Below are 25,578 nucleotides of genomic sequence, written 5' to 3'. Positions count from 1 at the left end.
TATGATCCGGGCGCGGCCCGGGGCTAGTAGCGGTAGTGGTCCGGCTTGTAGGGCCCGGCCAGGGGCACGCCGATGTACTCGGCCTGCTCGGGGGTCAGGGTTTCCAGGGTCACGCCCAGGCGCTCCAGGTGCAGCCGGGCGACTTCCTCGTCCAGGTGCTTGGGCAGGGTCATGACGCAGGGCTCGTAGCTGTTCCTCGCCAGGTCGAGCTGGGCCAGCACCTGGTTGGTGAAGCTGTTGGACATGACGAACGAGGGGTGGCCCGTGGCGCAGCCCAGGTTCACCAGCCGCCCCTCGGCCAGGACGATGATCGAACGGCCCGAGGGCAGCAGCCATTTGTCCACCTGGGGCTTGATCTCCGTGCGTCGGCAGGCCGGGTTGTTCTCCAGGGCGGACATTTCGATCTCGGAGTCGAAGTGTCCGATGTTGCAGAGAATGGCCTCGTCCTTCATGCGCAGCATGTGCTCGCCGGTGATGACGTGGTAGTTGCCCGTGGCGGTGACGAAGATGTCGCCCTCTTCCAGGGCGCGCTCCATGGTCGTGACCTCGTAGCCCTCCATGGCCGCCTGGAGCGCGCAGATGGGGTCGATTTCCGTGACCAGCACCCGGGCGCCGAAGCCGTGCATGGACTGGGCGCAGCCCTTGCCCACGTCGCCATAGCCCGCCACCACGACCACCTTGCCCGCGATCATGATGTCCGTCGCGCGCTTGATGCCGTCGGCCAGGGACTCGCGGCAGCCGTACAGGTTGTCGAACTTGGATTTGGTCACCGAGTCGTTGACGTTGATGGCCGGGAAAAGCAGCGTTCCGCGCTGCTGCATCTGGTAGAGCCGGTGCACGCCCGTGGTCGTCTCCTCGGACACGCCGCGAATCTTCTTCGCGATGGCCGTCCACTTGCCGGGAGCGGCCTCGAGGCTGGCGGCGATGCGCGCCAGCACGATGCGGAATTCCTTGTTGTCCGTAGCCTGGCGGGCCACCTCGGGGTTCTTTTCGGCCTCCACGCCCTTGTGTACCAGCAGCGTCGCGTCGCCGCCGTCGTCGACGATGAGGTCCGGGCCGGAGCCGTCGGGCCAGGTCAGGGCCTGCTCGGTGCACCACCAGTAGTCTTCCAGGGTTTCGCCCTTCCAGGCGAAGACCTTGGCCAGCCCGGCCTTGACCACGGCCGCCGCAGCATGGTCCTGGGTGGAGAAGATGTTGCACGACGCCCAGCGCAGGTCCGCGCCCAGGGCGTGCAGGGTCTTGATGAGCATGGCCGTCTGGATGGTCATGTGCAGCGAGCCCATGATCTTCATGCCGCGCAGGGGCTTCTCGTCGCCGTACTTGGCGATGAGCTGCATGAGCCCGGGCATCTCGCGCTCGGAAAGCTGCATTTCCTTCAGGCCGAAGTCGGCCTGCTCCATGTCTTTGACCTTGTATTCCAGGGCCGGGTCCACGGGTTTGACTTGAGCGGTCATCGTTGTTCCTCCAGGGAAGGTTTCCGCGCCCCGTACAGCCGCAGGGTCAGGCCCGAGGGCAGGGGGTAGCGGGCGGTTTCGTCGGTATGCAGTCCCGCGGCGGCAAGCCAGCCTTGCACGCGCGCGGGGTCGAAGCCGAGCCAGTTGTCGCCGTAACGCTCGCGCATGGTTTCGTCGTCGTGAGGCTCGAAATCCACGAGGACGAACCGCCCGCCCGGCGCCAGCACGCGGTATGCCTCCGCCAGCCCCAGGCGCGGCACGGGCAGGTGATGCAGCGCAAGGCTCATCACCGCGAAATCCGCTTCGCCGTCGCCCAGGGGCAGGTGCTCCAGGTCGCCGATGCGCAGGCTGACCCCGGGGGCCTCGCCGTCGGCCGCCGCACCGAAGGCCCGCCGCGCCCGGGTGAGCATCTCGGGCGAACTGTCCACCCCGATGACCCGCCCGGCCCGGGGGCGCATGGCCCGCAGCAGGGCGCCCGTGCCGCAGCCCAGGTCCGCCGCCGTGGCCGTGCCCTCGGGCAGGCGCGCCAGAATCTCCCCGGCCAGGTCCAACCCGCCCAGGGACTGGTCGCGCAACTCGTCCCAGGCTCCGGCATGGGCGGCGAAGAAGGCGGCGGTGCGCTCGGCCCGCCGGGCCACGGCCTGCCCGGCGGCGCGTACGTCGGCCTCCAGGGCCGGATGCTCCAGGAACGGCGCCAGGGCGTCGAGCAGCGCGCGGCCCGGGCCCGCCTCCGGGGCGGCGTAATGCACCCGCTGGCCGTCGCGCCGCGACACCAGCAGCCCGGCCCCGGCCAGGATTTTCAAATGGCGCGAAATGCGCGACTGCCCCAGGCCCAGGACCAGCACGATCTCGCCCACGGTCAGCTCATGCTCGCATAACACGCGCAGCAGCCTGAGGCGAGTCTCGTCGGCCAACGCTTTGGCCTGTTCCAGCAAGGGCAGGGTCGTCATGGTGTTTTTCCGTATATTGAGATAAGTTGATATATGAGGCGGCGCGGGTTGTCAACCGGGGAATACGCCTGCGGCGCGCGGCCTCCGGCGGGCAGGGCGGCGCCCTGCACCCGCCGGGGGTCGGGGCCGCTGGACTCCGCACGCCATCCCGGCCTCGCTCGGCAAAGAGCCGCGCGGGGCCGGGATGGGGGAGGAGTGGGGCGGAAAGGGGGAAGAAAAATTGGGGGTGGGGCTTTCCGGGGCTGGTCCGGTGGGGGGCGCCCCGGTTCGGCTTTTCCGAGCCGTCGGTGCCGTTGCGCCCGGAGGGGCGGTGGCCTAGAGTGTCGGCTGCAAAGCCTGCCACAACCCAGGAGACGACGATGATCGAGCGCAAGCCGGAGCGGCGGATAACGGACCCCGAGGAGATGGCCTATGTGTTGCGCAAGGCCCAGATCCTGCGGCTGGGCATGGTCGGGCCCGACGGGCCCTACGTGGTGCCCATGAACTACGGCATCGGCGAGGGCTGCCTGTACCTGCACTCCTCGTGCAAGGGCCGCAAGGCCGAAACGCTGCGGGCGGACCCCCGGGTCTGCTTCGAGCTGGAAACGGACGTGGCGCTCATCGAGGACGACAAGCCCTGCGGCTTCAGCATGAAGTTCAAGAGCATCGTGGGCTTCGGGCGGGTGGTCGTGCTGGAGACCGAGGCCGAGAAGCGCGCGGGGCTGCGGGCGATCATGGCCCACTACACCGAAGGCGAGTATCCGGACGAGGCCTTCCCGGACAAGGTGCTGGCCAAGACGTGCGTGATGCGCCTGGACATCGCGTCCATGACCGGCGCGCGTCACGGCTGGAACGGCTGACCGGGGCTACAGCGGCCAGAAGACCAGGATCAGCGGCACGGCCGCCAGCGGCACGAGCACGGACAGCGGCAGCCCCAGGCGCCAGTAGTCGCCGAAGCGGTAGCCGCCCGGGCCCATGACCAGGGTGTTGGACTGGTGCCCGATGGGCGTGAGGAAGGGCGTGGAGCAGCCCACGCACACGGCCATGAGGAACGGGTCCATGGGCGCGCCGAAGCCCGCCGCCACGCGCAGGGCGATGGGCGCCATGATCAGCGCCGCCGCGGCGTTGTTGATGACGTTGGACAGGATCATGGTGCCTACCAGCAGCACGGTCAGGGCCAGGACCGGGCCGCCCGCGCCGGTGGCGGCCATCAGGGCGTCGGCCACGGTGGCGGCGCCGCCGGAGGTCTCCAGGGCCTCGCCCACGGGGAACATGGCGCCCAGAAGCACGATGACCGGCCACTCGATGCTCTCGTAGGCCTCGCGCAGGCTGAGGACGCGGGCCAGCACCATGCCCGCCGCCGCGGCCGTGAGGCTGATGTGCACCGGGGCCAGGCCGAAGGTCGCGGCGGCGACGCCCGCCACGAACAGGCCCATGGCCCAGGGGCCGCCCGAGGGGCGCGTCAGGCGCAGTTCGCGCTCGGCCAGGGGGAACAGCCCCAGGGCGGGCAGCGCCGGGGCCATGTCCTGCGCCATGCCCTGGAGCAGGAGCACGTCGCCGGGGCGCAGGCGCACGTCGCGCAGGCGGCTGCGCATGGGTCGGCCCTGGCGCGAGACGGCCAGCAGGTTCGCGCCGTGGCGGTGACGCAGGGCCATGTCGCGCACGGTGCGGCCGACCATGCGCGAGTTCACGCCGACGACGGCTTCCATCAGCTCCATGCGCGAGGTGTCGCGGAATATCTCGCAGGCCTGGTCCTTGCGCCGGGGCACCGGGCCGGTCTGGTCGTCCTCCTGGAACAGCCGGGTGCAGATGCCCTTGCTGGCGCGCAGCTCCAGGCGCGCGGTCGCCAGCAGGCGCTCCAGGTCCGCCGGGGAGGCCTCGACGAGCAGCACGTCGCCCTCGGCCAGGAACTCGCGGTCCACCGGCGCGCCCAGCACGCGGTCGCCGCGCACCAGCCCCGCCACCAGCACGTCCACCTCCGGCAGGTGTTCCACCTCGCGCACCCGGGCGCCGACCAGGGGCGACCCGGCAACCACGCGGACCTCGGTCAGGTAGGCGTCGATGTGAAAGAGGTCGTCGCGGCCTTCGCTCTCGCGGCGCGGGATGAGCCGCCAGCCGCCCAGGGCGATGAAGGCCAGCCCGGCCAGGGCCGTGCCCGCGCCCACGGGCAGGAAGTCGAACATCTGGAAGCCCTGGCCCGTGGCCTCCTGGCGGAAGGCCGAGAGGATCAGGTTCGGCGGGGTGCCGATGAGGGTGGTCAGCCCGCCGAGCAGCGAGCCGAAGGCCAGAGGCATGAGGAAGCGCGAGGGCTGGCGGTTGTGGGCCCGGGCCAGACGCACGGCCACGGGCATGAGCAGGGCCAGGGCGCCGACGTTGTTCATGAACCCGGAGGCCACGAGCACCAGGGCCATGAGGGCCGCGAGCTGGGCCGTGAAGCTGGAGCCCAGGAATTCGAGCCTGCGCGCCAGGGCGTCCACGACGCCCGCCTTGGCCAGCCCCCGGCTGACCACCAGCACGGCCGCCACGGTGACCACCGCCGGGTGGCCGAAGCCCGCGAAGGCCGCGCCTGCCGGGGCCACCCCGGCCAGAACCACGGCCAGCAGCGCCAGCAGCGCCACCATGTCGTAGCGCAGGCCGCCGTGGATGAAGAGCGCCAGGGCCACGGCCAGGGTGCCGAACACGAAGGTCTGCTCGAACATGACCCTCCTCCTCGGCCCCAGTATAGCAGATTATTCGCGCAGGGCCACCATGCTGGCCAGGGCGCCCACCAGGGCCATGCCGCCCAGCAGCGCCAGGCAGTGGGCCAGGGGCAGGAAGTGGAACTCCAGGCTCAGGGGCGGGGTGGCGGCCAAGTCGGCCAGGGCGAGATGGGCCAGGGCCAGCAGGCCCAGGGCCAGCGCCCCGCCCGCGAGGCCCTGGACGGCTCCGCCGACGAGCAGCGGCAGTTGGATGTACCAGCGCCCGGCGCCCACAAGGCGCAGGATGTCCACCTCGTCGCGCCGCCCGGCCAGGGACAGGCGCAGGGTGTTGCCGACCATGAGCGCCGCCGTCAGGCCCAGAAGGACGATCAACGGCCAGAGCACGGTGTGGGCGAAGCGCTGCCAGGAGCGGGCGAGGTCCACCTGCAGGGCGCTGTAGTGGATGTCGGCCACGCCGGAGAGGCCCTGCAGGGCGCCCAGGGTCTGCTGCACGAAGGCGGCGGGGTCGGCCTGGGGCGCGTGGAGGGTGACCACGGCGGTGGGCGGCAGGGCGCCCCCGGTCAGGCCGCGGATGGCCTTGGCGTCGCCGCCCAGGGCCAGGCCCAGCTCGTCCAGGGCCTGGGCCGGGGTGTAGGTGGCCTTGCCCTGGAAGCCGGGCAGGGCGTCCAGCCGGGCCCATTGTTCGAGCAGCACGGCCTCGGGGGTTTCCGGCGCCCAGTAGACCTGGAAGACGAATTCGCCCCCGGCGGTGAGCAGGGCCTGGTTGAGGTTCACCACCAGCAGCAGGAACAGCCCGGCCAGGAAGGCCGCAAGGGTCACGGCGCCCAGGGTCAGGGCCTGGGCCAGGGGGTTGCGCCCCAGGTCGGCCACCCCGCGCAGCGCAAGGCGGATCAGGCGGGCGATCATCGCCGCCTCCCGGGTGCCGGGCAGGCCGGGCCGCGCCGGGGCGGCTCTTCGGCGTCGCGGGGGCCGACCTCCAGGTCGGCGTCGCGCCAGTTGGCGGCGGTGACGCGCCCGTCGGTCAGTTCCAGCAGCCGCGCGCCGGGCACGGCGGCCACCACGTCGCGGTTGTGGGTGGCCAGGATGATGGTCGTGCCGAAGGTGTTGAACTGCTTGAAGACTTCCATGAGGTGCAGGGCCAGGGCGCGGTCGAGGTTGCCCGTGGGCTCGTCGGCCAGCAGAAGCTGGGGGTTGACCACGATGGCCCGGGCGATGGCCACGCGCTGCTGCTCGCCGCCGGACAGCCACGAGCAGGGGCACAGGGCCTTGTCGTCCAGCCCCAGGCTGCGCAGCACGGCGCTTACGCGCTTGCGGATGGTCGCCCGGGGCACGGCGCGCACCTCGAGGGGCAGGGCCACGTTGTCGGCCACGGTGCGCCCCTGCAGGATGCGGAAATCCTGGAAGACTACGCTCACCTGGCGGCGCAGCAGGGGCACCTGGCTCGAGGTCAGGCCCTTGAGCTGGAACCCGGCGACCTCGGCGGCCCCGCGTTCCAGGGGCAGGGCACCGTGCAGCAGGCGCAGCAGGGTCGTCTTTCCCGCCCCCGAAGGGCCGGACAGGAAAAGGAACCCGCCCTTGTCCAGGGCGAAGGTCACGTTGCGCAGGGCCCAGTGCGCGCCGAAGTTGTGCGACACGTGCTGGACCCGGACCATGGGTTCGGGGGTGGTGTCCATGCCGGGCCAGGGTAGCGCGTTTGCCCGGCCAGGGCAATGGCGGCCGGGGCGGGTTGCGGGCCTAGGGCCGGGGGGCGGAAAAGGCCAGGAAATCCTTGCGGGCCAGTTCCTGGGCCTGGACGCGCACGGCGTCGGCCTCGTCGTAGTTGTCCAGGAGCATGGCCACCAGGGCCGGGTCCAGGGCGCGGCGCCCGGCCATGGCCCCGAGGACCCCGGCGGCCTGGGGCCGGGTCATGCCCGCGCGGTAGGGCCGGTCCTCGGTAAGTGCGGTGAACACGTCGGCCACGGCCAGCACGCGCGCGCCGGTGTCCAGGGCCCCGGCGTCCAGGCCGTGGGGGTAGCCGCAGCCGTCCAGGCGCTCATGGTGCCGCGCGGCCCATATTCCGGCGGGCTCCAGCCCGGGGATGCGCGTCAGGATGGCGTCGGAATGGGCGGCGTGCAGCTTGATGGCCGTGAATTCCTCGTCGGTCAGGGGGTCTTTTTTCTCCAGCAGGCGCCGGGGCACGGCGAGCTTGCCGATGTCGTGCAGGTTGCCCGCCACATAGAGCATTTCGGCTTCGGCGGAGCCCATGCCCGCCAGGGCGCCCAGGGTGCGGCAGGTCGCGGCCACGCCGCGCGAATGCGTGGCCGTGAAGCGGCTGCGGAAGTCGATGACCTGGGCCACCAGCCCGGAGAAATCGACCAGGGCCGGGGCGTCGAGCAGGATGTCGCGCGGGGCGGCCATGGCTCGCAGGACCTCGCGCAGGTGCTGCGCGGGCCGGGCGGCCTCCTCGGCCAGGGGCGTGGTGCACAGCAGGTCGGCCAGGGCTTCCACGGCCCGGGGGTCGAACATGCCGCCCGCGCCGTGCTCCAGGCGGCGGCGCAGGGCGCCGGGCTCCGGGCAGGCCGGGCCCGCGTGGCGCAGCAGGATGTCCAGGCGGTCGGCGATGTGCACCAGTCCGGCCAGGCGCAGGGTGTGCGGGTCGGCGTCGGCCAGCCCGGCTTCGTCGAAGCGCTGGTGGTGCCAGCGGACCACGCCCGCCACCCCGGCGAAGGGCGCGAAGCGGTGCAGCAGCGCGCTGCCGATGGCGGCGTGTTCCACGCTGTCGGTTTCGAAGGCCAGGGTTTCCAGCCGGGTTTGCAGGGAGAAGGCGCCCACGTCGTGCAGCAGCCCGGCAAAGACCACCCGGGCCGTGTCGGCCCCGGGCAGGCCCGCGTGCCGGGCCAGGCTCCCGGCCAGGAAGCCGACGCGCAGGTGGTGGTCCACCACCTGGGGGCTGATGAGGTCCAGGGCGGCGGACAGGCCGCCCACCAGTTCGAACAGGGACACCCGGCCGGGTGCGACGGCGGCCGCGCGGCAGGCGCATTCGGAGGAGTGTGTGGGGTACGTCATGGGCATTGCGGCTGTGGGTAGGGCGTGTCGGAGTGTGGGAGGCGCCAGGGCGGAAGTATATTATACCGAAGAGGAAGGAGTAAAGACGTGCAGGGGAAAAATCGTGCCGCCGCAGCGCCGGGCGGGCGCAGGGCCCGCCCGGCGCTGGCAAACCGGCGTCAGGCCGGGGCGCTGATCTCCCCGGCGCGCAGCATGCGCTCGATCTGGGCCACGTCTTTGTCGCCGCGGCCCGAGAGATTGACCAGGACGATGGCCTCGGCGGGCAGGGTCGGCGCCAGGCGCATGGCCTGGGCCAGGGCGTGGGCCGATTCCAGGGCCGGAATGATGCCCTCGGTGCGCGACAGGGCGAAGAAGGCCTCCACGGCGTCGGCGTCGCTGGCGGTGACGTACTCGGCGCGGCCGATGTCCTTCAGGTGGCTGTGCTCGGGGCCCACGCTGGGGTAGTCCAGCCCGGCGGAGATGGAATAGACCGGGGCGGGCTCGCCGTGCTCGTCCTGGAGCACGTAGGAGCGGAAGCCGTGCAGCACGCCGGGGGTGCCCAGGGTCAGGGTCGCGGCGTGGTCGCCGGGGGTCAGCCCGCGCCCCGAGGGTTCCACGCCCTGGATGGCCACTCCGGCGTCGTCCAGGAAGGCCGAGAACAGGCCGATGGCGTTGGAGCCGCCGCCCACGCAGGCGATGACCGTGTGCGGCAGGCGGCCTTCCAGCTCGAGAATCTGCTCGCGGGCCTCGCGGCCGATGACGGACTGGAACTGGCGGACCATCAGCGGGTAGGGGTGCGGCCCCACGGCGGAACCCAGCAGGTAGTAAGTGTTTTCGGCGTCCTGCACCCAGGCGGCCAGGGCTTCGTCCACGGCTTCCTTGAGGGTCCGCTGGCCGCTCATGGCGGGAACCACGCGCGCGCCCATCATCTCCATGCGGAAGACGTTCAGCTTCTGGCGCTCGATGTCCTCGGCGCCCATGTGGATGGTGCACTCCATGCCCATGAGCGCGGCGGTGGCGGCGGTGGCCACGCCGTGCTGGCCCGCGCCGGTCTCGGCGATGATGCGCTTCTTGCCCATACGTTTGGCGAGCAGGATCTGGCCGACGGTGTTGTTGACCTTGTGGGCGCCCAGGTGGTTCAGGTCCTCGCGCTTCAGGTAGATTTTGGCCCCGCCCAGGCGGCGGGTCAGGTTGGCGCAGAAGTACAGCGGCGAGGGGCGGCCCGTGAAGTGGCGCTGATAGTACTCGTATTCGCGGATGAACTCGGGGTCGTCGCGGTAGCGCTCGAAGGCCCGGGTCAGCTCCTCCATGACGGGAACGAGCGCCGGGGGCAGGAAGCTGCCGCCGTGGTCGCCGAAAAAGCCCTTGGCGTCGGGGGTCGTGGTCATGGTCATGCTCCTTTGCGGGGCCGCCACCGGCGGCGGAGCAAAGAAAAACCGCGGCCGGTGGGTCTGCCGCGGTCGATGGGTGTGATTTGGTTGTCTTTTGTCCGTTGATCCAAACGCAACACGCGCGGCTCTGTTACCAGAGCCACCACCACTGGCCCGAAAGGGCGGTCTGGCTGGCGGTGTTGCGCATGGAGCAGTGCCATAGCGGGCGGGGGCGGGGTTGTCAAGAGTGCCCGGGATGGCGCGCGGGGTGCGGCTCCCGGGCTGCCGCTGCGGCGCAGGTCGCGGCCGGGCCCGGGTTGCGGCCGCGGCGGCCGGGGGCTATACCCCGGAGCAGGAGGATGCCATGGTCATCTGCTTTTTCGGTGATTCCCTGACCCTGGGCACGGGCGACGCGGCCTGCCTGGGCTGGGCCGGGCGCGTCTGCGTGCAGGCCCTGACCCGGGGCCGGGCCCTGACGTACTACAATCTGGGTGTGCGGCGCCACTCCAGCGCCGACATCCTGGCCCGCTGGCGCGAGGAGAGCGGTCGCCGCGCCCTGCCCGGGGCCGCCACGCGGCTGGTGTTCTCCTTCGGCGTGGCCGACGCCGTGGAGCGCGACGGGCGCCGCAACCTGCCCCTGGCGGAGACGGTCGCCAACGCCGACACCCTGCTCGGCGAGGCCCTGGAGGCCCACGAGGTGCTCGTGGTCGGCCCGCCGCCCGTGGCCTCGGGCGAACTGACGGCGCGCATCCGCGAGATCAACCGCGAGCTGGGCACGGTCTGCGCCCGCAGGGGCGTGGGCTACTTCGACATGTTCGGGCGGCTGGTGTCTTCGGGCGCCTATCTGGCCGACGTGGCCGCCAACGACGGCATACACCCCGCCAGCGCGGGCTACGCCGAAATGGCCGCCCATGTGGCCGACTGGCCCGCCTGGCAGGAGTGGGTGATGGTGTAGGGGGCGCTGGGACCGTGCGGAGATCGCGGTGGTTTCCGGTGTTTCCCTTGCGGTCCCGGCGGGAGGCGGGGCACCGGGTCGTGTGAAGATCGTGGCTGGCGTGGGGGTGCGCACCGCATCTTCACAGGGGCGTAAGGAAAATTTCAGGCTGTTTTTTGCCTTGCGCGGGCCGGAAGGAAAAGTCCGGCCCGTTTTTTTGCCTTGGCCTGTGGATTTGAAATCGGAGTGCGGCAGCGGCGCGGGAGACGCGTCTCCGTTTGCTGCCGCCAAAGCCGACCCGGCAGCGTTGCGGGTGCGCGCTGCAATCGGGCTGGAGCAGCGCCAGGGTGCGCCTCGGGGTGGCGGACAGGGGGGGCCGGGGGGGGTGCCGCGTACTGGCCCGTAAAGACAACCCCGAACCCGCGCGCCAATGCGCCCTGGCCTCCGGGCCGGACGGCGGGCGGCGGCTCCGGGGAGCGGCCGCGGAGGCGGAAAGGTTCTGTCCCGCCTGTACGGTGTCGGTCTGCCTGCGGCCGGGGCGCCAGGTCGGCGGAGGAGCCCCGGGCGATCACCCGCCCGGCGGACCGCCGCGCAGGCCCCCGGATGCCGGACCTGCGGGCCTAGTACTCGCCGTTCTTCCAGGACTGCTTGATGTAGAACAGGCAGCAGCCCACCAGGAAGAGGCCGAGAATGAAGAACAGGAAGTCCATGTCGCGCTCCTTGGTTGGTTGAGGAAAATTTCACTTACACCGGAACGCGCATCATTTCAACCATCCAGCCGGGTGGGGGGGCGGGATTTCGCGCTGCTTTTCTCTTCGCGTCCCGGCTGTCCGGTCCGGTTGCGGACAGCGGGGTGCCCGACCCAGAGGCTCCGGCCGGGCGCGGCTTCGTGCCTGTCCGTCCGGCAGCCCGGGCTTCCCTCGCTTTCGGATTCTGCGTCGCGCAGTTTTCCCGACAGGTCCGGCGGCTCTTTCAGGCGGCGGGCGCCGTTCAGACCGCCCCGCCCCGTTCCAGCAGCGCCGCGCATTCGATGTGCGGGCTGTGCGGAAAGAGGTCCACGGGCCGGGCTTCCGTCAGGGCGTAGCCGCCCTCGGCCAGCAACGCGGCGTCGCGGGCCAGGGTCGCGGGGTTGCAGGACACGTAGACCATCCGGCGCGGCCCCAGGGCCGCCAGGGCCGCCACGGCCTGCGGGGTCATGCCTGCGCGCGGCGGGTCCACGAAGGCCACGTCGGGCACATGGTCCAGCCCGGCCAGCAGCGCGGCGGCGTCTCCGGCCAGGAAGGTGCAGTTTTCCAGGCCGTTGCGTGCGGCGTTGCCCTGGGCGTCCGCCACTGCCGGGGCGTGGATTTCGATGCCCGTGATGCGCGCGGCGCGCCCGGCGGCGGCCAGGGCCAGACCGCCCACCCCGCAGTAGAGGTCGAGCACGGCCTCGGCGCCCGTGAGCCCGGCCAGTTCCAGCGCCGCGCCGTAAAGCACTTCGGCCCCGGGCGTGTTGGTCTGGAAGAACGCGTCGGGCGAGATGCGGAAGGTCAGCCCCAGCAGGCGTTCCTCCAGCCACGGCTGGCCGTGGGCCGCCACCTGGCGCTCGCCCTGGGCCACGGCGGTGTTGTTCGTGCGCACGGAATGTACAGCCCCGGCCAGGGTCGGAAAGGCCGCCAGCAGGTCTTCGCACAGGGCGCGCGCGGCGCCGCCGTCGGGCCCCGGCCCGGTGATGACATGGGCCAGCAGCCGCCCCGTGGCCTCGGAGCGGCGCAGCACCAGGAAGCGCCAGACCCCGCGCCGGGAGCGCGCGTCGTAGGCCGGAACGCCCACCTGGCGGCAGAAATCCCGTGCGTGGCGCAGCACGTCCATGCACGGCTCGGCCAGCAGGGCGCAGTGCTCCACGTTGACCAGCGCCGCCGAGGCCCGGCGGTGCAGCCCCAGGGCCAAGCGCTCCCCGGCGCCGGAGAAGGCGAACTCCATCTTGTTGCGGAACTGGCGCACGGCGGGCGAGGGCAGGGCCGGGCGCACCGTGCAGTGGCGCGCGCCGCCCAGGCGGGCCAGGGCGTCGGCCACGTGCCCGGTCTTGCAGCGCAACTGCTCGGGGTAGTCCAGGTCCTGGAACAGGCAGCCGCCGCATTTGCCGAAATGCGGGCAGAAGGGCTCCACGGCGTGGGGCCCGGGGTCGAGCACGCGCACGGCCTGGGCCTGGGCAAAGCGCTTGCCCGGCTTGGTCACGCGGGCCAGCACGCGGCTGCCGGGCAGGGCGCCGTCCACGAAAACCACGAAGCCGTCCACCCGGGCCAGGCCCTGGCCGCCGAAGGCCATCTTGTCCACGGTCAATTCCAGTTCCGCGTCTTTGTGAAATTTTTCGCTCATCGGCTGTTTTCCGGGGCCGCAGCCCTTGACATTTTCATGGTTTCAGACAATTTGGGGATTCCAACGCCAACGAAGGAGCCATGCCATGAGCGTCGTTTTCGAACTCGCCAAGAACATGCTGCACAGCAGCCCCCAGGGCTACCTGGGCGTGTCCCTGATCTTCATTTACATGGCGGTCATCGTCGGCACGGCCCTGTACCGCATCAAGCAGCACGGCGGCCACTAATCCGTCCGGGTCCGCCGGTGTACCTCACTGGCGGCGGCGGTCAAGGAAAAAGTCCCCATTTCGTCCGGATGCGGAGCCAACGCGCGGGTGCGTCCCGTCGCGTTGGCTTTTTTGCGTTTTGCGCCGGGGCGCCCGGATGTCCGTACCACCTGGGGCGGGCGTCGTCGGTGCGCATCTGGTGCGGCATCTCGCTCGACGGTTGCGCGTCGGGGCCTCGTCGCGTCGCGGGGTCGTGATCCGTGCGGTATTTCTCTTCCGGTTTCCGGCCTTTTCCCGCCCGGGGGCAGGTTTGAATTGATTCTCTCGATAGATTGAATCGATGAAAACAATTCATCCTCTTGCCTGCTGAAATATAATCTCCTCCTCTACCAGTTGGTTACGTGTTTATCCTCCTCGGCGGAGGCCAGGCGGCACATCTGGCACCCGGGCCCGGGACGGCGGTGCTAGGTCTGCGGCCTGCCCCGGCGGGCCCGGCCCGATCGCGTGCGGCGCAACCAGCCAAGGAGGAATCACAGTGACAGTGGAATCGCAAGTCATCAAGGCCCGCTACGAGGGCAACGGCGTGGGCCGCGAGTTCCCCACGCAGTTCGCCTTTCTGGAGGACGCCCACGTGCGGGCCGTGCTGCGCAGCCCGGCCCCGGGCGCCCCGGCGGAGGTGCAGGACACCCTGTTGGAACTGGGGCGGGACTATACCCTGCGCGGCGCGGGGGAGTCCGGCGGCGGCACCCTGGAGATGCTCACGGCTCCGGCAGCGGGCCAGACCCTGACCCTGTACAGCGACGTGCCCCTGACCCAGGAGCGCGCCTGGAACAACATGGATGTCATCGACACCACGGAGATCGAAAAGGCCCACGACAAGCTGACGCGCATCGCCCTGCAACTCAAGGAGGAGTTGGGCCGCTGCGTGAAGTACGCCGTGGCGGACCCTGAGGCCATGCAGGCCATGGGCCCCGCCGCTCTGCTGGCCGCCCGCGACGTGGCTCTGGCCGCGCGCGACGGCGCCCTGGCCAGCGAAGGGGCGGCCCTCGGCGCCGCCCGCCGTGCCGAAGACGCCGCGGTGCTCACGGCGGCGGCCACCCTGCGTGCCGAGACGGTCGCCGGGCAGGCTCAGGGCGACGCCGCGCGCAGCGAGGCCGCCAGGCTGCTGGCCGAGGAGCACGCGACCCTGGCCTTTGCCGCCGCCGCTCCCGCCTGGGACGCCGCCGCGGCCTACGACTACCCCACCGTGGTCGCCTGGCGCGACGGGCATTCCTATCGCGCCGTGGCGCCCAGCCTGGGCCAGGAGCCGCCGGATTCCCCGGCCTGGGTGCGCGTCACCGTGGGGCGGGGCTTCCTGTTCGAGCAGGATCTGGACGGCGACATCATTCCCGCCCTTTAGCCGGGCACAGGAGGATTCATGACCACCGCGACCATCTGCCCCCGCGCCCACGGCGAAGGCGGCCTCGGCAGGCCGCAACGCCAGTGGGGCGCCCTGTGGGCCTGCGCCTTCAACGGCAAGGACCTGACCCAGGCCTCCCCATTGACCACGGCCGACCTGGGCACCGCCCCCGGCAACGTGGTGCAGCTCGACGCATCGGGCCGCCTGCCCGCCCTGGACGGCGGCCAGCTTACCGGCCTCAGCGCAGACCAGATTTCCGGGCTGTCCGGAGTTCCCACGGGCGCCGTCCTGCCCTGGCCCGCCGCCGCCCTGCCCGCCGGGTTTGCCCGCTGCAACGGGGCCGAGGTGGACCGCGCGGTCTGGGGGAACCTGTTCGCCGTCATCGGAACCACCTACGGCGCGGGCGACGGCAGCACGACCTTCAACCTGCCGGACTTCCGGGGCGTCACGTTGCGCGGCCTGGACCGTGCGCGCGGCCTGGGCGGCCCGACGAGCTTTGGCGTGTATCAGGCCGACGCCTTCCAGGGGCACTGGCACGGTGCGAACGCTTCTTCCGGGGGCGCGACCAACTCCACCAACAACGGATTTTATCACATGACCGCCGGAGGAGCCATGGGCGGTGCCATCCTGAGCAATTTCATCAACGCTGGTTACGGCGCACCCCGGGTGGATACGGAAACCCGGGGTAAGGCCTACGGCATCGACTGGATTATCAAGGCATAGGAGAAGCGCATGGAAACCTATCATTACCACCCGGCAACGGGCGAATATCTCGGCAGCGGCGTGGCCGACCCGAACCCGCTGGAACCCGGCAAATGGCTCATTCCGGCCCATGCCACCACCGTGGCCCCGCCCGCCAGCCCCACGGGGCACGTCGCCGTCTGGCCCGGAGACGCCTGGACCCTGGCGGAGGACCATCGGGGCCGCCAGGGCTGGGTGGACGGCCAGCCCGCCGTCGTCACCGCCCTCGGCCCCCTGCCCGGCGGCTGGAGCGACACGGCCCCCGAGCCGACCCCCGGGGAACTGGCTGCCGTCGCGCGGGCCGAGCGTGATGCACTGCTGGCCGCCTGCGACTGGACGCAACTGCCCGACGCGCCGCTCACCGACGCCCAGCGTGCAACCTGGGCCGCCTACCGCCAGGCCCTGCGCGACGTGCCCCAGCAGCCGGGCTTCCCGGGGGCGGCGGGCTGGCCCGCCGCGCCCCTGGGCTGAGGCGGCGCGCATTCTTTCCCCCCGCCGGGGCGTCGTTCCCGATGCCCCTTCCCGTCCCGCCCCTTCCGTCCTTCCTTCGGGTTGACTCCCGTCCCGGGCCCGGCGATCTGCGCCGGGCCCGGGCCCCTTCCCCCCGGGGCCGTCCCCTGGTAGACAGGGGCCTGCCATGTCCGTCACCCTCGTCGTAGCCGAGAAGCCCTCCGTGGGCCGCGAGATCGCCAAGGTCCTGGGCTTGCCGGGGCGCGGCTCGGGCAGTATTTCCGGCCCGGGCTACGTGGTCACCTGGGCCGTGGGCCATCTCATCGGCATCGCCGAACCCGGCGACCAGGACGCCGCCTGGGCCGGGCGCTGGCACATGCGCATGCTGCCTATGATCCCCGCGCGCTTCCGGCTGGCCGTGCTGCCCGAGTCGGCCCGGCAGTACGAGATCGTTCGCGGGCTCATGCTGCGCGAGGACGTGACGGCGATCATCAACGCCACCGACGCCGGGCGCGAGGGCGAACTGATCTTCCGGCGCATCGCCATGCTCGCCGGGTGCGACAAGCCCGTACGCCGCCTGTGGGCCAGCGACATGACCGAGCAGGGCCTGAAAAAGGCCCTGGCGGGCACCGAGCCCGCCGAGCGCAAGCGCAACCTGGGGCTGGCGGCCTTTGCCCGCGCCGAGGCCGACTGGCTGGTGGGCATGAACTACTCGCGGCTGTTCACCCTGAAGGACGGCTCGCTGATCACCGTGGGCCGCGTGCAGACCCCGGTGCTCAAGCTGCTGGTGGACCGCCGCCGCGAGATCGAGCACTTCACCCCGCGCGATTACTGGACCGTGGAGGCCACCCTGGCCCACGGCGGGGAAAGCTTCGCCGCCACTTGGCACGCCCCGCCGGACTATAAGGAAACGCGCATCGACCGGCGCGACGCTGCCGAGGCCGTGGTGGAGGGCTGCGCCGGGCGCGAGGGCACGGTGCTCGCGGTGGAGAGCGCCGCGCGCCAGCAGAAGCCGCCCCTGCCTTTCGACCTGACCACCCTCCAGCGCGAGGCCAACGCGCGCCTGGGCCTTTCGGCCAAGGATACCCTGGCCGTCGCCCAGGCGCTTTACGAGCGGCGCAAGCTGATCACCTATCCGCGTACCGACTCCCGGCACCTGACCCGCGAGCTGTTCGCCGAGATACTGGAGCCCCTGCGCGCGGTGTATGCCCATTTCCCCGCCGAGGCCCAGGCCGCCGCCGAGGCCGTGAAGGCCGGGGGGCGGCGCTTCGAATGCGTGAACGACGCCAAGGTCACCGACCACCACGCCATCATTCCCACCGCCGCCCGGGCCAAACGCGAGGCCCTGTCCGCCGACGAGTGGAACATCTACGAGATGATCTGCCGCCGCTTCTGCGCGGCGTTCATGGCCCCGGCCAAATTCGCGGCCTCCACCGTGTGGGTCGAGGTGGCCGGGCAGCGTTTCAAGGCCACGGGCAAGGTGTTCAAGGACCTGGGCTGGCTGACCGCCGAGCCCTGGCGCGCGGCGGCGGACAACCCCCTGCCCCGGCTGCGCAAGGGGCAGGCCGTGGCCGCCCGGGCCCTGGAAGCCAAGGCCCACCAGACCAAACCCCCGGCGCATTTCACCGACGCCACCCTGCTCGGCGCCATGGAAACGGCGGGCAAGCTGGTGGAGGACGGCGAGTTGCGTGAGGCCATGAAGGAACGCGGCCTGGGCACCCCGGCCACCCGGGCCCAGATCATTGAAACCCTGGTCGGGCGCAAGTACGTGGCCCGCGACGGCAAGAAGCTCGTGGCCACCGACGCGGGCCGCCACGCGGTGGAGCTGGTGGAGGGCCACCTGCCGCAGATGGTCTCCCCGGAATTGACCGGGGAGTGGGAAAAGCGCTTGGCGGATATCGAGCAGGGCCGCGACACCTATCCGGCCTTCATGCAGGACATCCGCGAGGCCGTGCGCCAGGGCGTGGACGCCGTGCGCGACGCGCCCCTGGTGCCCCACGCCCAGCTTTTCGGCACCGGGCTGGACCAGGACGGTTTTCCCCTGGACGCCGCCCCGGGCCCGCCTCGGAGCGCGGCACCCGCGCGGGCGGCGTCGTTCGCGCCGTCGGCAGCGGGCGCGGTCCCGTCCGGGGTTTCCGGGGCGCCCCGGCCCGCCGCCGCCGCGCCTGCGGCGATGGACCGCGACGGCCTCCCTTTGGAGGAAGCGGCTCGCCCGGCCGATGGGCCCGCCGAGCCGCTGGGGCCCTGCCCGCTGTGCGGGCGCGACGTGGTCGAGCGCGCCGGGGCCTTCGAGTGCGTGGCGCGGGCCACGGGCGAATGCGAGTTCGCCATCCCCCGGCGGCTGTTCGGCGGCGAGGTCCGCGCGGCCCTGGTGCGCGACCTGCTCGCCAAGGGCCGCACCTTCCGGCGCACGCGCTTCGTTTCGCGCGCGGGCAAGCCCTTCAATGCGAACCTGCGCCTGACCGGCGGACGGGTGGAGCTGGATTTCAACGATTGACCGCAGTGCCGGAGGGCGGACGGGCCGCCCGGGGTCAGCGCGTGTCCTGACGGTTCAGGATGCGCACCTGCCCGCCGGGCAGCACGCGCACGGTGTAGTCGCGCGTGGGCAGGAGCACGCCCGGGTCGTGCCGGGCCTCGGGGATGGTCGGCGGATGGTCGCAGGTCGCGCCCTCGGGCAGGCGGTAGACCGCGAGCTTGCCGATGGCCCGCAGGGGCGGGGCCTGGAAGGTCTGGGCTTGGCCGGGGGCGCAGGTCAGGCTGGACCGCCCGGGGCCGCTGGCGTCCCACAGGTCGAAGGTCACGCAGTAGCTGGCGTCGGGGGAATCGTTGCGCAGGGTCAGGCTGCCGCAGGACGCGGGTGGAGCCGGAAACAGGACCACCAGCGCGGCGGCCAGGAGGGGCAGGACGGTTGTGCGGAGCATGGCGCGTGTTCCGTCGCCTGGCTGGCGACGCGGTATCGCCATGCTATAGCCCGACCCATTCCCTCGTGAAATAGGGGAATTCCTGTATTCTCGCCGGGCGGGGGGCGGGATGCGGCCCCGCGCCCGGACGGGGCCGGCCCTGCCCTGGCGGCATCGTGGCGCCGCGGCTTTCTAGGCCTCCTGGATGCGCCGGACCAGTTCGTGCAGCCTGCGGGCCTGCTCCTCGAGCCCGCTGATGATGCGCGCGCTGTCGGCCATTTCCTCCAGGGTGTCCCGGGCGATGGCGCTCACGTCCTCCACGGCGCGGCTGATTTCCTCGCCGGAGGCGGCCTGCTCCTCGCTGGCGGCGGCAATGGCCTGCACCTGGCGCGCCGTGCCCTCGATGAGGGCCACGATCTCGCGCAGGGCCTGGCCGGAATGGCGCGCCAGGTCCGTGCTCTCGCCCACGGCCGCGAAGGCCTCGCGCGTGGCCCGGGCGCTCTCGGCGGTGCCTTTCTGGATGCCGTCCACGGCGGCGGTGACCTCGCGGGTGGCGCTCATGGTCTTCTCGGCCAGCTTGCGCACCTCGTCGGCGACAACGGCGAAGCCCCGGCCCGCGTCGCCCGCCCGGGCGGCCTCGATGGCGGCGTTCAGCGCCAGCAGGTTGGTCTGATCGGCGATGTCCTCGATGACGGTGATGACGTGGCCGATGTTCCCGGCGCGCTGCCCCAGCTCGTGCATGTCGGCGTCCAGGGTCCGCGTGCGTTCGCGGACCTGCTCGATGGACGCGATGACCCGGCCCACGGCGGTGTCGCCTTCCAGGGCCTTGGCCCGGGCGGCGTCCGCGCCCTGGGCGGCGGCGCCCGCGTTTTTGGCCACATCGCCGGTGGTGGCGCTCATCTGCTGCATGCTGGCCGCCGTGACCATGGTCCGTTCGTTCTGGCGCCGGGCGCCGTCCTCGGCCTCGCGCACCTGGCGCAGCAGCTCCGTGGCCGCCTCGGAAACCCCGGCGGCGATGTCTCCGGCGTCGCGGGCCGTGCGCGTCATGCGTTCGCCCTGTTCCAGGGCGGCGCGCTCCTGCTCGCGGATGGGCGTCAGGTCGAAATACAGGGAAAACACGCCGAGCAGGGCGCCGTCCAGGTCGTAGACCGGCGTGGCGCTGACGCTCACGGTCACCGTCCGGCCCCCGGCGGCGGGCAGCTCCACTTCGCGTTCCAGGCGCGCCTGCTCGCGCAGCGCCGCCAGGGACGTGGTTTCGCGCTCCGACTCGCCGTGGAAGAATTCACTGACGCATATGTCCAGATACTCGTCCGGCCTGCCCGGCTTGCCCAAAAGGCGCAGCAGCCGCTCGTTGGCAAAGGTGATGCGTCCCTCGCGGTCGAGCACCAGGCAGGGCAGGGCCACCCCGGCCAGCACGCCCTGGGCGAAGCCGAGCTTCTTCTTGACCTCGGTGAACATGGCCCGCACGCCGTCGGCCAGGGTGGCCATCTCGGCCCGGAAGCGCCCGCGCAGCGCGGCGCCGAAGTCGCCCTGACCCACGCGGTCCAGGAACCGGCCCACGGCTTCCAGGGGCCGCAGGATTTCCACGCGCACGAACCACAGCGACCCCGCCCCGGCCAGCAGGGAGATGGCCAGCCCCGCCGCCACCGCCGCCCAGCGCAGGGTGCGTACCGCCGCGAAGGCTTCGCCCGTGCCCATTTCGGCCACAACGGCCCAGCCCAGGCCCCCGGCGCCGAGGGGCGCGAAGGCCGAGAGCACCGGGCGGCCCTGGTAGCCGTCGATAATCCGTGTGTCCGCCGTGCCCGCCAGGGCCTCGCGCACGGCTTCGGTGTCCACGCGGCCCCGGTCCGGCGCGGCGAAGCTGGCGGCCACGCTGCGGCCCTCGGGGTCCAGGCGCGAGGCCGAGCGCATCAGTCCGTCGGGCCCCACGAGGTAGGTTTCGCCGCTGGCGCCCATGCCTTCGCGCCCGGCGGCCATGACGGCGCCTAGGGCCTCCAGGGGCAGGCGCAATACCGCTGCGCCCTGGATTTCGCCGATGTGCGAGCGCACGGGCGCGGCCACGAACATGGCCGGGTGGCCGTCCAGGGCCGGGTAGGGCGCGGCGTCCACCAGCACGGTCCGCCCGGCCATGGCTCCGGCCCAGGCCCGGGCCAGGTTCGAGTCCGCCAGCAGGGCGCCCTGCTTCACGTCCTCGCCCAGGTCGCGCCCCCGGGCGTGGCTGTAGAGCACGCGCCCGTCGTCGGCGATGAGCAGCGCGTCCTCGAAGCCGAGCACCTCCACGAAGGGCGCGAACGCGCCGCCCACGTAGTCCAGCAGGTCCACGAAGGCCGGGTCGGCCACGTCCATGCGCACCCCGGCTTTGGCCGCGCCCCAGGCATGGTCGCGCAGCATGCCCAGGGCGTTGTAGACCTCCTTGACCCCCGCGTAGATGGCGGCCTCGTGCTCGTAGCGCGCGAGCAGGGCCTCCAGTTCGTGCAGCCGCGCGTCGCGCACCGAGGTCAATTGCTGGCGCGAGGCGTCGTCCAGGGCCCGGGCGGCCATGTGTACGCTGAACAGGCCGACCGTGGCCACGGGCACCAGGCACAGAAGCAGGCTGAAGGCCATGAGTTTCATCTTCAGGGTCATGGGGGCTCCTTTGGGGGGCGATGGCGGCCTTGCGACCTCGTCCTGCGTAGCCTCCGGGTGGCGGATTCCCGGTGAAGATGCGGTGACGATTGCGTGACGGCGCTGGCGGACAAGGCTTTTTCGTCGCCGTTTCGCCACGCCCTGCGCCCCGGGGGCCGCTTGCGGGCGTTGACTTGAGGCCCAAAGAGTTCATACTCCCGGGCCTTGGAGCGCCAATGACACACGTGCATCTTTTCATTCCCTGCCTCGTGGAGCAGTTCATGCCCGAGGCCGGCGAGGCCGCCGCGCGCGTGCTGGCCCGCGCGGGCGCCCGGGTGGATTGCCCCCGGGGCCAGACCTGCTGCGGCCAGCCGCTGTACAAGTCCGGCCACGGCGACCAGGCCCGGGCCCTGGCCTTGCGCTTTTTGCGCCTGTTCGCGGGTGCCGAGGCCGTGGTCGCACCCTCGGGCTCGTGCGTGCACATGGTCCGCACGGTCTACCCGGCTCTTCTGGCCGACGACCCCGCCGCCCATGCCGAGGCCCTGGCCCTGGGAGCGCGGACCTTCGAGCTGACCGAGTTCCTCGTCCGCCGCCTGGGCGTCACGGACCTGGGCGCGCGCTTTTCCGGCCGCGTGGCCTATCACGATTCCTGTCAGGTGGGGCGGGCTCTGGGCGTGCGCGCCGAGCCGCTGGCCCTGCTGCGCGCCGTGGAGGGCCTGACCCTGGCCGAGGCGGCCGACGCCGACCAGTGCTGCGGCTTCGGCGGGCCTTTTGCCGTGCAGTTCGAGGCCGTGTCCGCCGCACTGCTGGACGACAAGCTCGCCGCGCTCATGGCCGCCGGGCCCACGGCCATCACCGCCGCCGAGCCGAGTTGCCTGCTGCACCTGCGCGGCGGCCTGCAAAAGCGCGGAGTCGATCTGCCCGCCCTGCACATCGCCCAGATTCTGGCCTCGGAGGCGCCATGACCGCCCATACGCCGCAAACACCCTTTCGCGCCGCCGCCGCTGCCGCCCTGGCGGACCAGCGCCTGCGCGCCACGCTGAAGAGCGCCGTGGCCGTGTTTCGCGGCAACCGCGCCCGGGGGCTGGCCCTGCTGCCAGAGGCCGAGTTCGAGGCCCTGCGCGACCGCGCCGCCGAGGTCCGCCGCCGCTGCCTGCGCTCCCTGCCCGTGCTCCTGGAGCGCCTGGAGCACAACGTCGTCGCCATGGGCGGGCACGTCCACTGGGCGCGCACCGGCGCCGAGGCCAACGGAATCGTGGCGGATATCGCCGCCGCCGAGGGCGTGCGGCTGGTCGTCAAGGGCAAGTCCATGGTCACCGAGGAGACGGGCCTGAACGCCGCCCTGGCCGCCCGGGGCGTGGAGGCCGTGGAGACCGACCTGGGCGAATGGATCGTCCAGCTCGCGGGCGAGAAGCCCTCGCACATCGTGGCCCCGGCCATGCACAAGAACCGCCGCGAGGTCTCCGAGCTGTTCCACGAGCACCTGGACGAGCCCCTGTCCGACGACATCCCCGAACTGACCCTCATGGCCCGCCGGGCCCTGCGCGCGCGCTTCCTGGCGGCGGACATGGGCATCACCGGCGCCAACATGGCCGTGGCCGAAACCGGCAGCGTCGTCCTCGTGGAGAACGAGGGCAACATCCGCATGAGCACCACCCTGCCGCGCGTCCACGTGGCGGTGATGAGCATCGAGAAGGTCGTGGCCACCCTGGACGACATGGCCGCCCTGCTGGCCGTTCTGCCGCGCAGTTGCACCGGGCAGACCCTGTCGTCGTACACCTCGGTCATTTCCGGCCCGCGCCGCCCCGGCGAGGCCGACGGCGCCCGCGCCTTCCATCTCGTGCTGCTGGACAACGGGCGCTCGGGCCTCATGGCCGACGCCGCCATGCGCGACGTGTTGGCCTGCGTGCGCTGCGGCGCGTGCATCAACGTCTGCCCGGTCTACGCCCACGTGGGCGGGCACAGCTACGGCTCGGCCTACTGCGGGCCCATGGGCTCGCTGCTGGCGCCGCTGCTGGCCCGCGCGCAGGGGGCGCCCGAGGCCGCGACCCTGGCCGAGCTGCCTTTTGCCTGCACCACCTGCGGCGCCTGCGCCTCGGTCTGCCCCGTGCGTATCGACCACCCGACCCTGTTGCTGGAGCTGCGCCGCCGCGCCGCCGCCAGCCCGGACACCGCCACCCTGGCGCCCCTGGGCGCCCGCGCCGCCGCCGCCTTCGCCCGGTTGGCCTCGCGCCCCGGCCTGTGGCGCGCCGCCGCCGCCGCCGCCCGCACGCTGGACCCCGAGCTGCGCCTGGCCCGGTGCATGCCCGGCGTGGGCACGGCCATCACCCTGTGGGCCCGCAGCCGCCGCCCCCCGCGCCTGCGTGCGCCGTTCTCGGCCCGCTGGGGCACCCTGCGCCGCTCCCTGGAGGACTCCAATGGCTGACGCCCGCAGCGAAACCCTCATGGCCCTGCGCGTGGCCCTCACAGATTGCCCCGACCCGGGCCCCGCGCCCCGTACCCAGGCCGCCGCGGCCTTCGGCCCCGACGCTCCCGAGGCCCTGGCCGCCGCCTGCGCCCGCTGCGGCATCCGTCTGCTGCCCGTGGCCGACTGGGCCGCCGCCCGCGCAGCCGTGGCCGACCTGCTGCGCGAACTGGGCGTGCGCAGCGCGACTTTCTGGAACCACCCCGACCTCGCGCCCCTGGGCCTGCCCGCCCTGTGCGCCACCCGGGGCGTGGAAATCATCCCCGCCCGCGAGGATGCCATCCGCGACCTGGCCCGCGCCGACATCGGCATCACCTCCGCCCTGGGGCTGCTGGCCGAGTCCGGCTCCATCCTCGTGGCCGCCGGGGCCGACACCCCGCGCAGCACCTCCCTGTTGCCCGAAACGCATCTCGCCGTGGTGCCTCCGGGGCGTACCGTGCCCGGCATCGCCAACCTCGCGCCCCTGCTGCGCTCCCTGGCCGACGCCCAAGGCCGTCCGCCTTCGGCCCTGCACGCCATCACCGGCCCCAGCTCCACCGGCGACATCGAAATGGTCGTGGTCAAAGGTGTCCACGGCCCCGTGCGCGTGGTGGTCGTGGCCGTGGCCGGGGAGTAGCGGCCGCCTGACACCGGACGCGGCAGGATGCCGGGAAGAAAGGCGGCGAAAGAGGGGGGCGGGGGCGACTTTTTCCGGCGCCGAAAGTCTCCCCCGCCCCCTCTTTCGCGCGCTCCCCCCCTCTCCCCTCCAAAATCCGCCCTCACGGGCGGGTTTCGGGTTTGCGAGGGGCAGGGCGGAGCCAGGAAGGACTCCTGCGGGGAAAGCAGAGGGGCAGGCAGCAGAAAGAGGGGAGGGACTGGTCGCGGGGGCTGGTGCGGGGTGGAGAGATAGAGCGTTTTTGGGGGTTGATGCAGCCCCGGGGCAGGCTGGCCGGACGGAAAACGGCCTCCCTCGCGTGGCGGGGGAGGCCGTTTTTGTGTTGGATGCCGGTGCGGCCTAGTAGGCTTCCTCGTAGTCCAGGTGCTCGTCGGTGATCTTGTGCGAGAAGGTCCGGTAGACCCAGAACTGGTAGGCGATGACGATGGGCACCATGACCAGGGCCACGCCGAGCATGATCTTCAGCGTCAGCGGGCTGGAGGCCGCGTTGTAGATGGTCATGGACCAGCCGGGGTTCAGGCTGGAGGGCAGCAGCGCCGGGAACAGCCCGACCACGCCGAACAGCGTCACGCCCACGATGAACACCGCGCTGCCGACCCAGGCGCGGACCATCTTGCCCGCGCCCAGGGCCGGGCGGATGCCCACCAGGCCGGCCACCGTGCCGGCCAGGATGGCCAGCAGCAGCGGGTTTTCCAGGTAGTTGTTGAACAGCATGGTGTCCACGGCGGTGTAGGCCAGGAAGAGCACCGTGCCGACCACGGCGATGGGCCAGGTCTTGATGGCCGTGGCCCGGGCGCGGTCATGCAGGGCGCCCTGGCTCCTGATGGCCAGCCAGATGGCCCCGTGCTGCACGAACAGGACCACGAAGACCACCCCGCCCAGCAGGCCGTAGGGGTTCAGCAGTTGCAGCAGGCCTTCCTGGTTCACGCCCTGGGCGTCGATGGGGATGCCCCGGAAGATGTTGGCGAAGGCCACGCCGAGCAGCAGCGCCGGGGCGAAGGAGCCCACGAAGTGGCAGGCGTCCCACACCTTGCGCCAGGCCTCGGAGTCCACCTTGGAGCGGAACTCGAAGGACACCCCGCGCAGGATCAGCGCGAAGAGCAGCAGGAACAGCGCCGCGTACATGCCCGAGAACAGCACGGCGTACGCTCCCGGGAAGGCCGCGAAGGTCACGCCGCCCGCCGTGATCAGCCACACTTCGTTGCCGTCCCAGAAGGGTCCGGCGGCGTTGTAGATGGTCCGGCGCTCGGCCTCGTTTTTGGCGATGAAGGGCAGCAGCGTCCCCATGCCCAGGTCGAAGCCGTCGAGCATGAAGTAGATGGCCCACAGCAAGCCCCACAACAGGAACCATATGGTTTCGAGAATCATGGTCGCATCCCTCGTTGGTTGCGG

Annotated in this window: 21 protein-coding genes; 10 read left to right on the top strand and 11 right to left on the bottom strand. The window is 71.9% G+C overall.

From position 1 onward, the window contains the following. Positions 1-23 precede the first annotated feature (23 nt). Both ahcY and ACZ5KV_RS07010 read right to left on the bottom strand, forming a co-directional pair. Complete coding sequence (gene ahcY, locus ACZ5KV_RS07015) at positions 24-1,454, bottom strand: adenosylhomocysteinase (RefSeq protein ID WP_464241628.1); 1,431 nt, start codon at positions 1,452-1,454, stop codon at positions 24-26. Further along, a complete protein-coding gene (locus ACZ5KV_RS07010) occupies positions 1,451-2,404 on the bottom strand; it encodes an ArsR/SmtB family transcription factor (protein WP_464241627.1) in 954 nt (317 codons plus the stop codon). Before ACZ5KV_RS07010 ends, ahcY begins: the two co-directional genes overlap by 4 nt. 359 nt (positions 2,405-2,763) lie before the next feature. Here ACZ5KV_RS07010 and ACZ5KV_RS07005 point away from each other — a divergent pair, with 359 nt between their 5' ends. Further along, positions 2,764-3,243: a pyridoxamine 5'-phosphate oxidase family protein gene (locus ACZ5KV_RS07005; RefSeq protein WP_464241626.1), complete on the top strand. Its 480-nt coding sequence runs from the start codon at positions 2,764-2,766 to the stop codon at positions 3,241-3,243. 6 nt (positions 3,244-3,249) lie between these two features. Here the strand turns inward: ACZ5KV_RS07005 and ACZ5KV_RS07000 are convergent, their stop codons facing one another. From ACZ5KV_RS07000 to trpB, 5 genes are all read right to left on the bottom strand, one after another. Then, entirely contained in the window at positions 3,250-5,082 is a 1,833-nt protein-coding gene (locus ACZ5KV_RS07000) for an SLC13 family permease (protein WP_464241625.1), read from the bottom strand. Positions 5,083-5,112: 30 nt separating this feature from the next. Continuing rightward, the gene (locus tag ACZ5KV_RS06995; RefSeq protein ID WP_464241624.1) at positions 5,113-5,988 is read right to left on the bottom strand and encodes a cell division protein FtsX; all 876 of its coding nucleotides are present in this window, start codon (positions 5,986-5,988) and stop codon (positions 5,113-5,115) included. Next, complete coding sequence (gene ftsE / locus ACZ5KV_RS06990; RefSeq protein ID WP_464241818.1) at positions 5,985-6,734, bottom strand: cell division ATP-binding protein FtsE; 750 nt, start codon at positions 6,732-6,734, stop codon at positions 5,985-5,987. Before ftsE ends, ACZ5KV_RS06995 begins: the two co-directional genes overlap by 4 nt. 82 nt (positions 6,735-6,816) lie before the next feature. Continuing rightward, on the bottom strand, positions 6,817-8,127 hold the full coding sequence (locus tag ACZ5KV_RS06985) for an HD domain-containing phosphohydrolase (RefSeq protein WP_464241623.1): 1,311 nt from the start codon (positions 8,125-8,127) through the stop codon (positions 6,817-6,819). A gap of 158 nt (positions 8,128-8,285) precedes the next feature. Then, complete coding sequence (trpB, locus tag ACZ5KV_RS06980; protein ID WP_464241622.1) at positions 8,286-9,500, bottom strand: tryptophan synthase subunit beta; 1,215 nt, start codon at positions 9,498-9,500, stop codon at positions 8,286-8,288. A gap of 340 nt (positions 9,501-9,840) precedes the next feature. Between trpB and ACZ5KV_RS06975 the strand changes: the two genes are divergently transcribed. Continuing rightward, positions 9,841-10,431 carry a GDSL-type esterase/lipase family protein gene (locus tag ACZ5KV_RS06975; protein ID WP_464241621.1) on the top strand — a complete coding sequence of 197 codons (591 nt, stop codon included), beginning with the start codon at positions 9,841-9,843 and terminating at the stop codon, positions 10,429-10,431. Positions 10,432-11,400: 969 nt separating this feature from the next. Here ACZ5KV_RS06975 and rlmD read toward each other — a convergent pair. Beyond that, a complete protein-coding gene (gene rlmD / locus ACZ5KV_RS06970; RefSeq protein ID WP_464241620.1) occupies positions 11,401-12,768 on the bottom strand; it encodes a 23S rRNA (uracil(1939)-C(5))-methyltransferase RlmD in 1,368 nt (455 codons plus the stop codon). An 85-nt stretch (positions 12,769-12,853) separates the two neighbouring features. On the opposite strand from rlmD, the gene ACZ5KV_RS06965 reads away from it, so the two are divergent. From ACZ5KV_RS06965 to ACZ5KV_RS06945, 5 genes are all read left to right on the top strand, one after another. After that, the gene (locus ACZ5KV_RS06965) at positions 12,854-12,994 is read left to right on the top strand and encodes a hypothetical protein (RefSeq protein ID WP_291497278.1); all 141 of its coding nucleotides are present in this window, start codon (positions 12,854-12,856) and stop codon (positions 12,992-12,994) included. Between the two features lie 514 nt (positions 12,995-13,508). Next, the gene (locus tag ACZ5KV_RS06960) at positions 13,509-14,372 is read left to right on the top strand and encodes a hypothetical protein (RefSeq protein ID WP_464241619.1); all 864 of its coding nucleotides are present in this window, start codon (positions 13,509-13,511) and stop codon (positions 14,370-14,372) included. Positions 14,373-14,390: 18 nt separating this feature from the next. Further along, complete coding sequence (locus ACZ5KV_RS06955; protein ID WP_464241618.1) at positions 14,391-15,095, top strand: phage tail protein; 705 nt, start codon at positions 14,391-14,393, stop codon at positions 15,093-15,095. A gap of 9 nt (positions 15,096-15,104) precedes the next feature. Next, positions 15,105-15,584: a tail fiber assembly protein gene (locus ACZ5KV_RS06950; RefSeq protein ID WP_464241617.1), complete on the top strand. Its 480-nt coding sequence runs from the start codon at positions 15,105-15,107 to the stop codon at positions 15,582-15,584. Positions 15,585-15,750: 166 nt separating this feature from the next. After that, complete coding sequence (locus tag ACZ5KV_RS06945) at positions 15,751-18,060, top strand: type IA DNA topoisomerase (protein ID WP_464241616.1); 2,310 nt, start codon at positions 15,751-15,753, stop codon at positions 18,058-18,060. Between the two features lie 34 nt (positions 18,061-18,094). On the opposite strand, the gene ACZ5KV_RS06940 is transcribed toward ACZ5KV_RS06945, so the two are convergent. Together ACZ5KV_RS06940 and ACZ5KV_RS06935 are read right to left on the bottom strand one after the other, a co-directional pair. Then, the gene (locus ACZ5KV_RS06940; protein WP_464241615.1) at positions 18,095-18,484 is read right to left on the bottom strand and encodes a hypothetical protein; all 390 of its coding nucleotides are present in this window, start codon (positions 18,482-18,484) and stop codon (positions 18,095-18,097) included. Between the two features lie 171 nt (positions 18,485-18,655). Continuing rightward, positions 18,656-21,088 carry a methyl-accepting chemotaxis protein gene (locus ACZ5KV_RS06935; RefSeq protein ID WP_464241614.1) on the bottom strand — a complete coding sequence of 811 codons (2,433 nt, stop codon included), beginning with the start codon at positions 21,086-21,088 and terminating at the stop codon, positions 18,656-18,658. A gap of 215 nt (positions 21,089-21,303) precedes the next feature. On the opposite strand from ACZ5KV_RS06935, the gene ACZ5KV_RS06930 reads away from it, so the two are divergent. Genes ACZ5KV_RS06930 through ACZ5KV_RS06920 form a run of 3 tightly spaced genes read left to right on the top strand, consistent with a single transcriptional unit; the run spans position 21,304 to position 24,147 of the window. Beyond that, a complete protein-coding gene (locus ACZ5KV_RS06930) occupies positions 21,304-22,032 on the top strand; it encodes a (Fe-S)-binding protein (protein WP_464241613.1) in 729 nt (242 codons plus the stop codon). Beyond that, positions 22,029-23,492, top strand: coding sequence for a LutB/LldF family L-lactate oxidation iron-sulfur protein (locus ACZ5KV_RS06925; protein WP_464241612.1), 1,464 nt, complete (start codon positions 22,029-22,031; stop codon positions 23,490-23,492). The genes ACZ5KV_RS06930 and ACZ5KV_RS06925 overlap by 4 nt, the downstream gene beginning before the upstream one ends. Next, positions 23,485-24,147 (top strand): LutC/YkgG family protein, encoded by a 663-nt coding sequence (locus ACZ5KV_RS06920; RefSeq protein WP_464241611.1) that lies wholly within the window; start codon positions 23,485-23,487, stop codon positions 24,145-24,147. Before ACZ5KV_RS06925 ends, ACZ5KV_RS06920 begins: the two co-directional genes overlap by 8 nt. Before the next feature lie 378 nt (positions 24,148-24,525). Here the strand turns inward: ACZ5KV_RS06920 and cydB are convergent, their stop codons facing one another. Next, positions 24,526-25,554 (bottom strand): cytochrome d ubiquinol oxidase subunit II, encoded by a 1,029-nt coding sequence (gene cydB, locus ACZ5KV_RS06915; protein WP_464241610.1) that lies wholly within the window; start codon positions 25,552-25,554, stop codon positions 24,526-24,528. Positions 25,555-25,578: the final 24 nt, after the last annotated feature.

The sequence above is a fragment of the Desulfocurvus thunnarius genome (assembly GCF_055390965.1).
The sequence above is the reverse complement of the archived record's forward strand: the minus strand, read 5'-3'. Positions and strand labels throughout refer to the sequence as shown.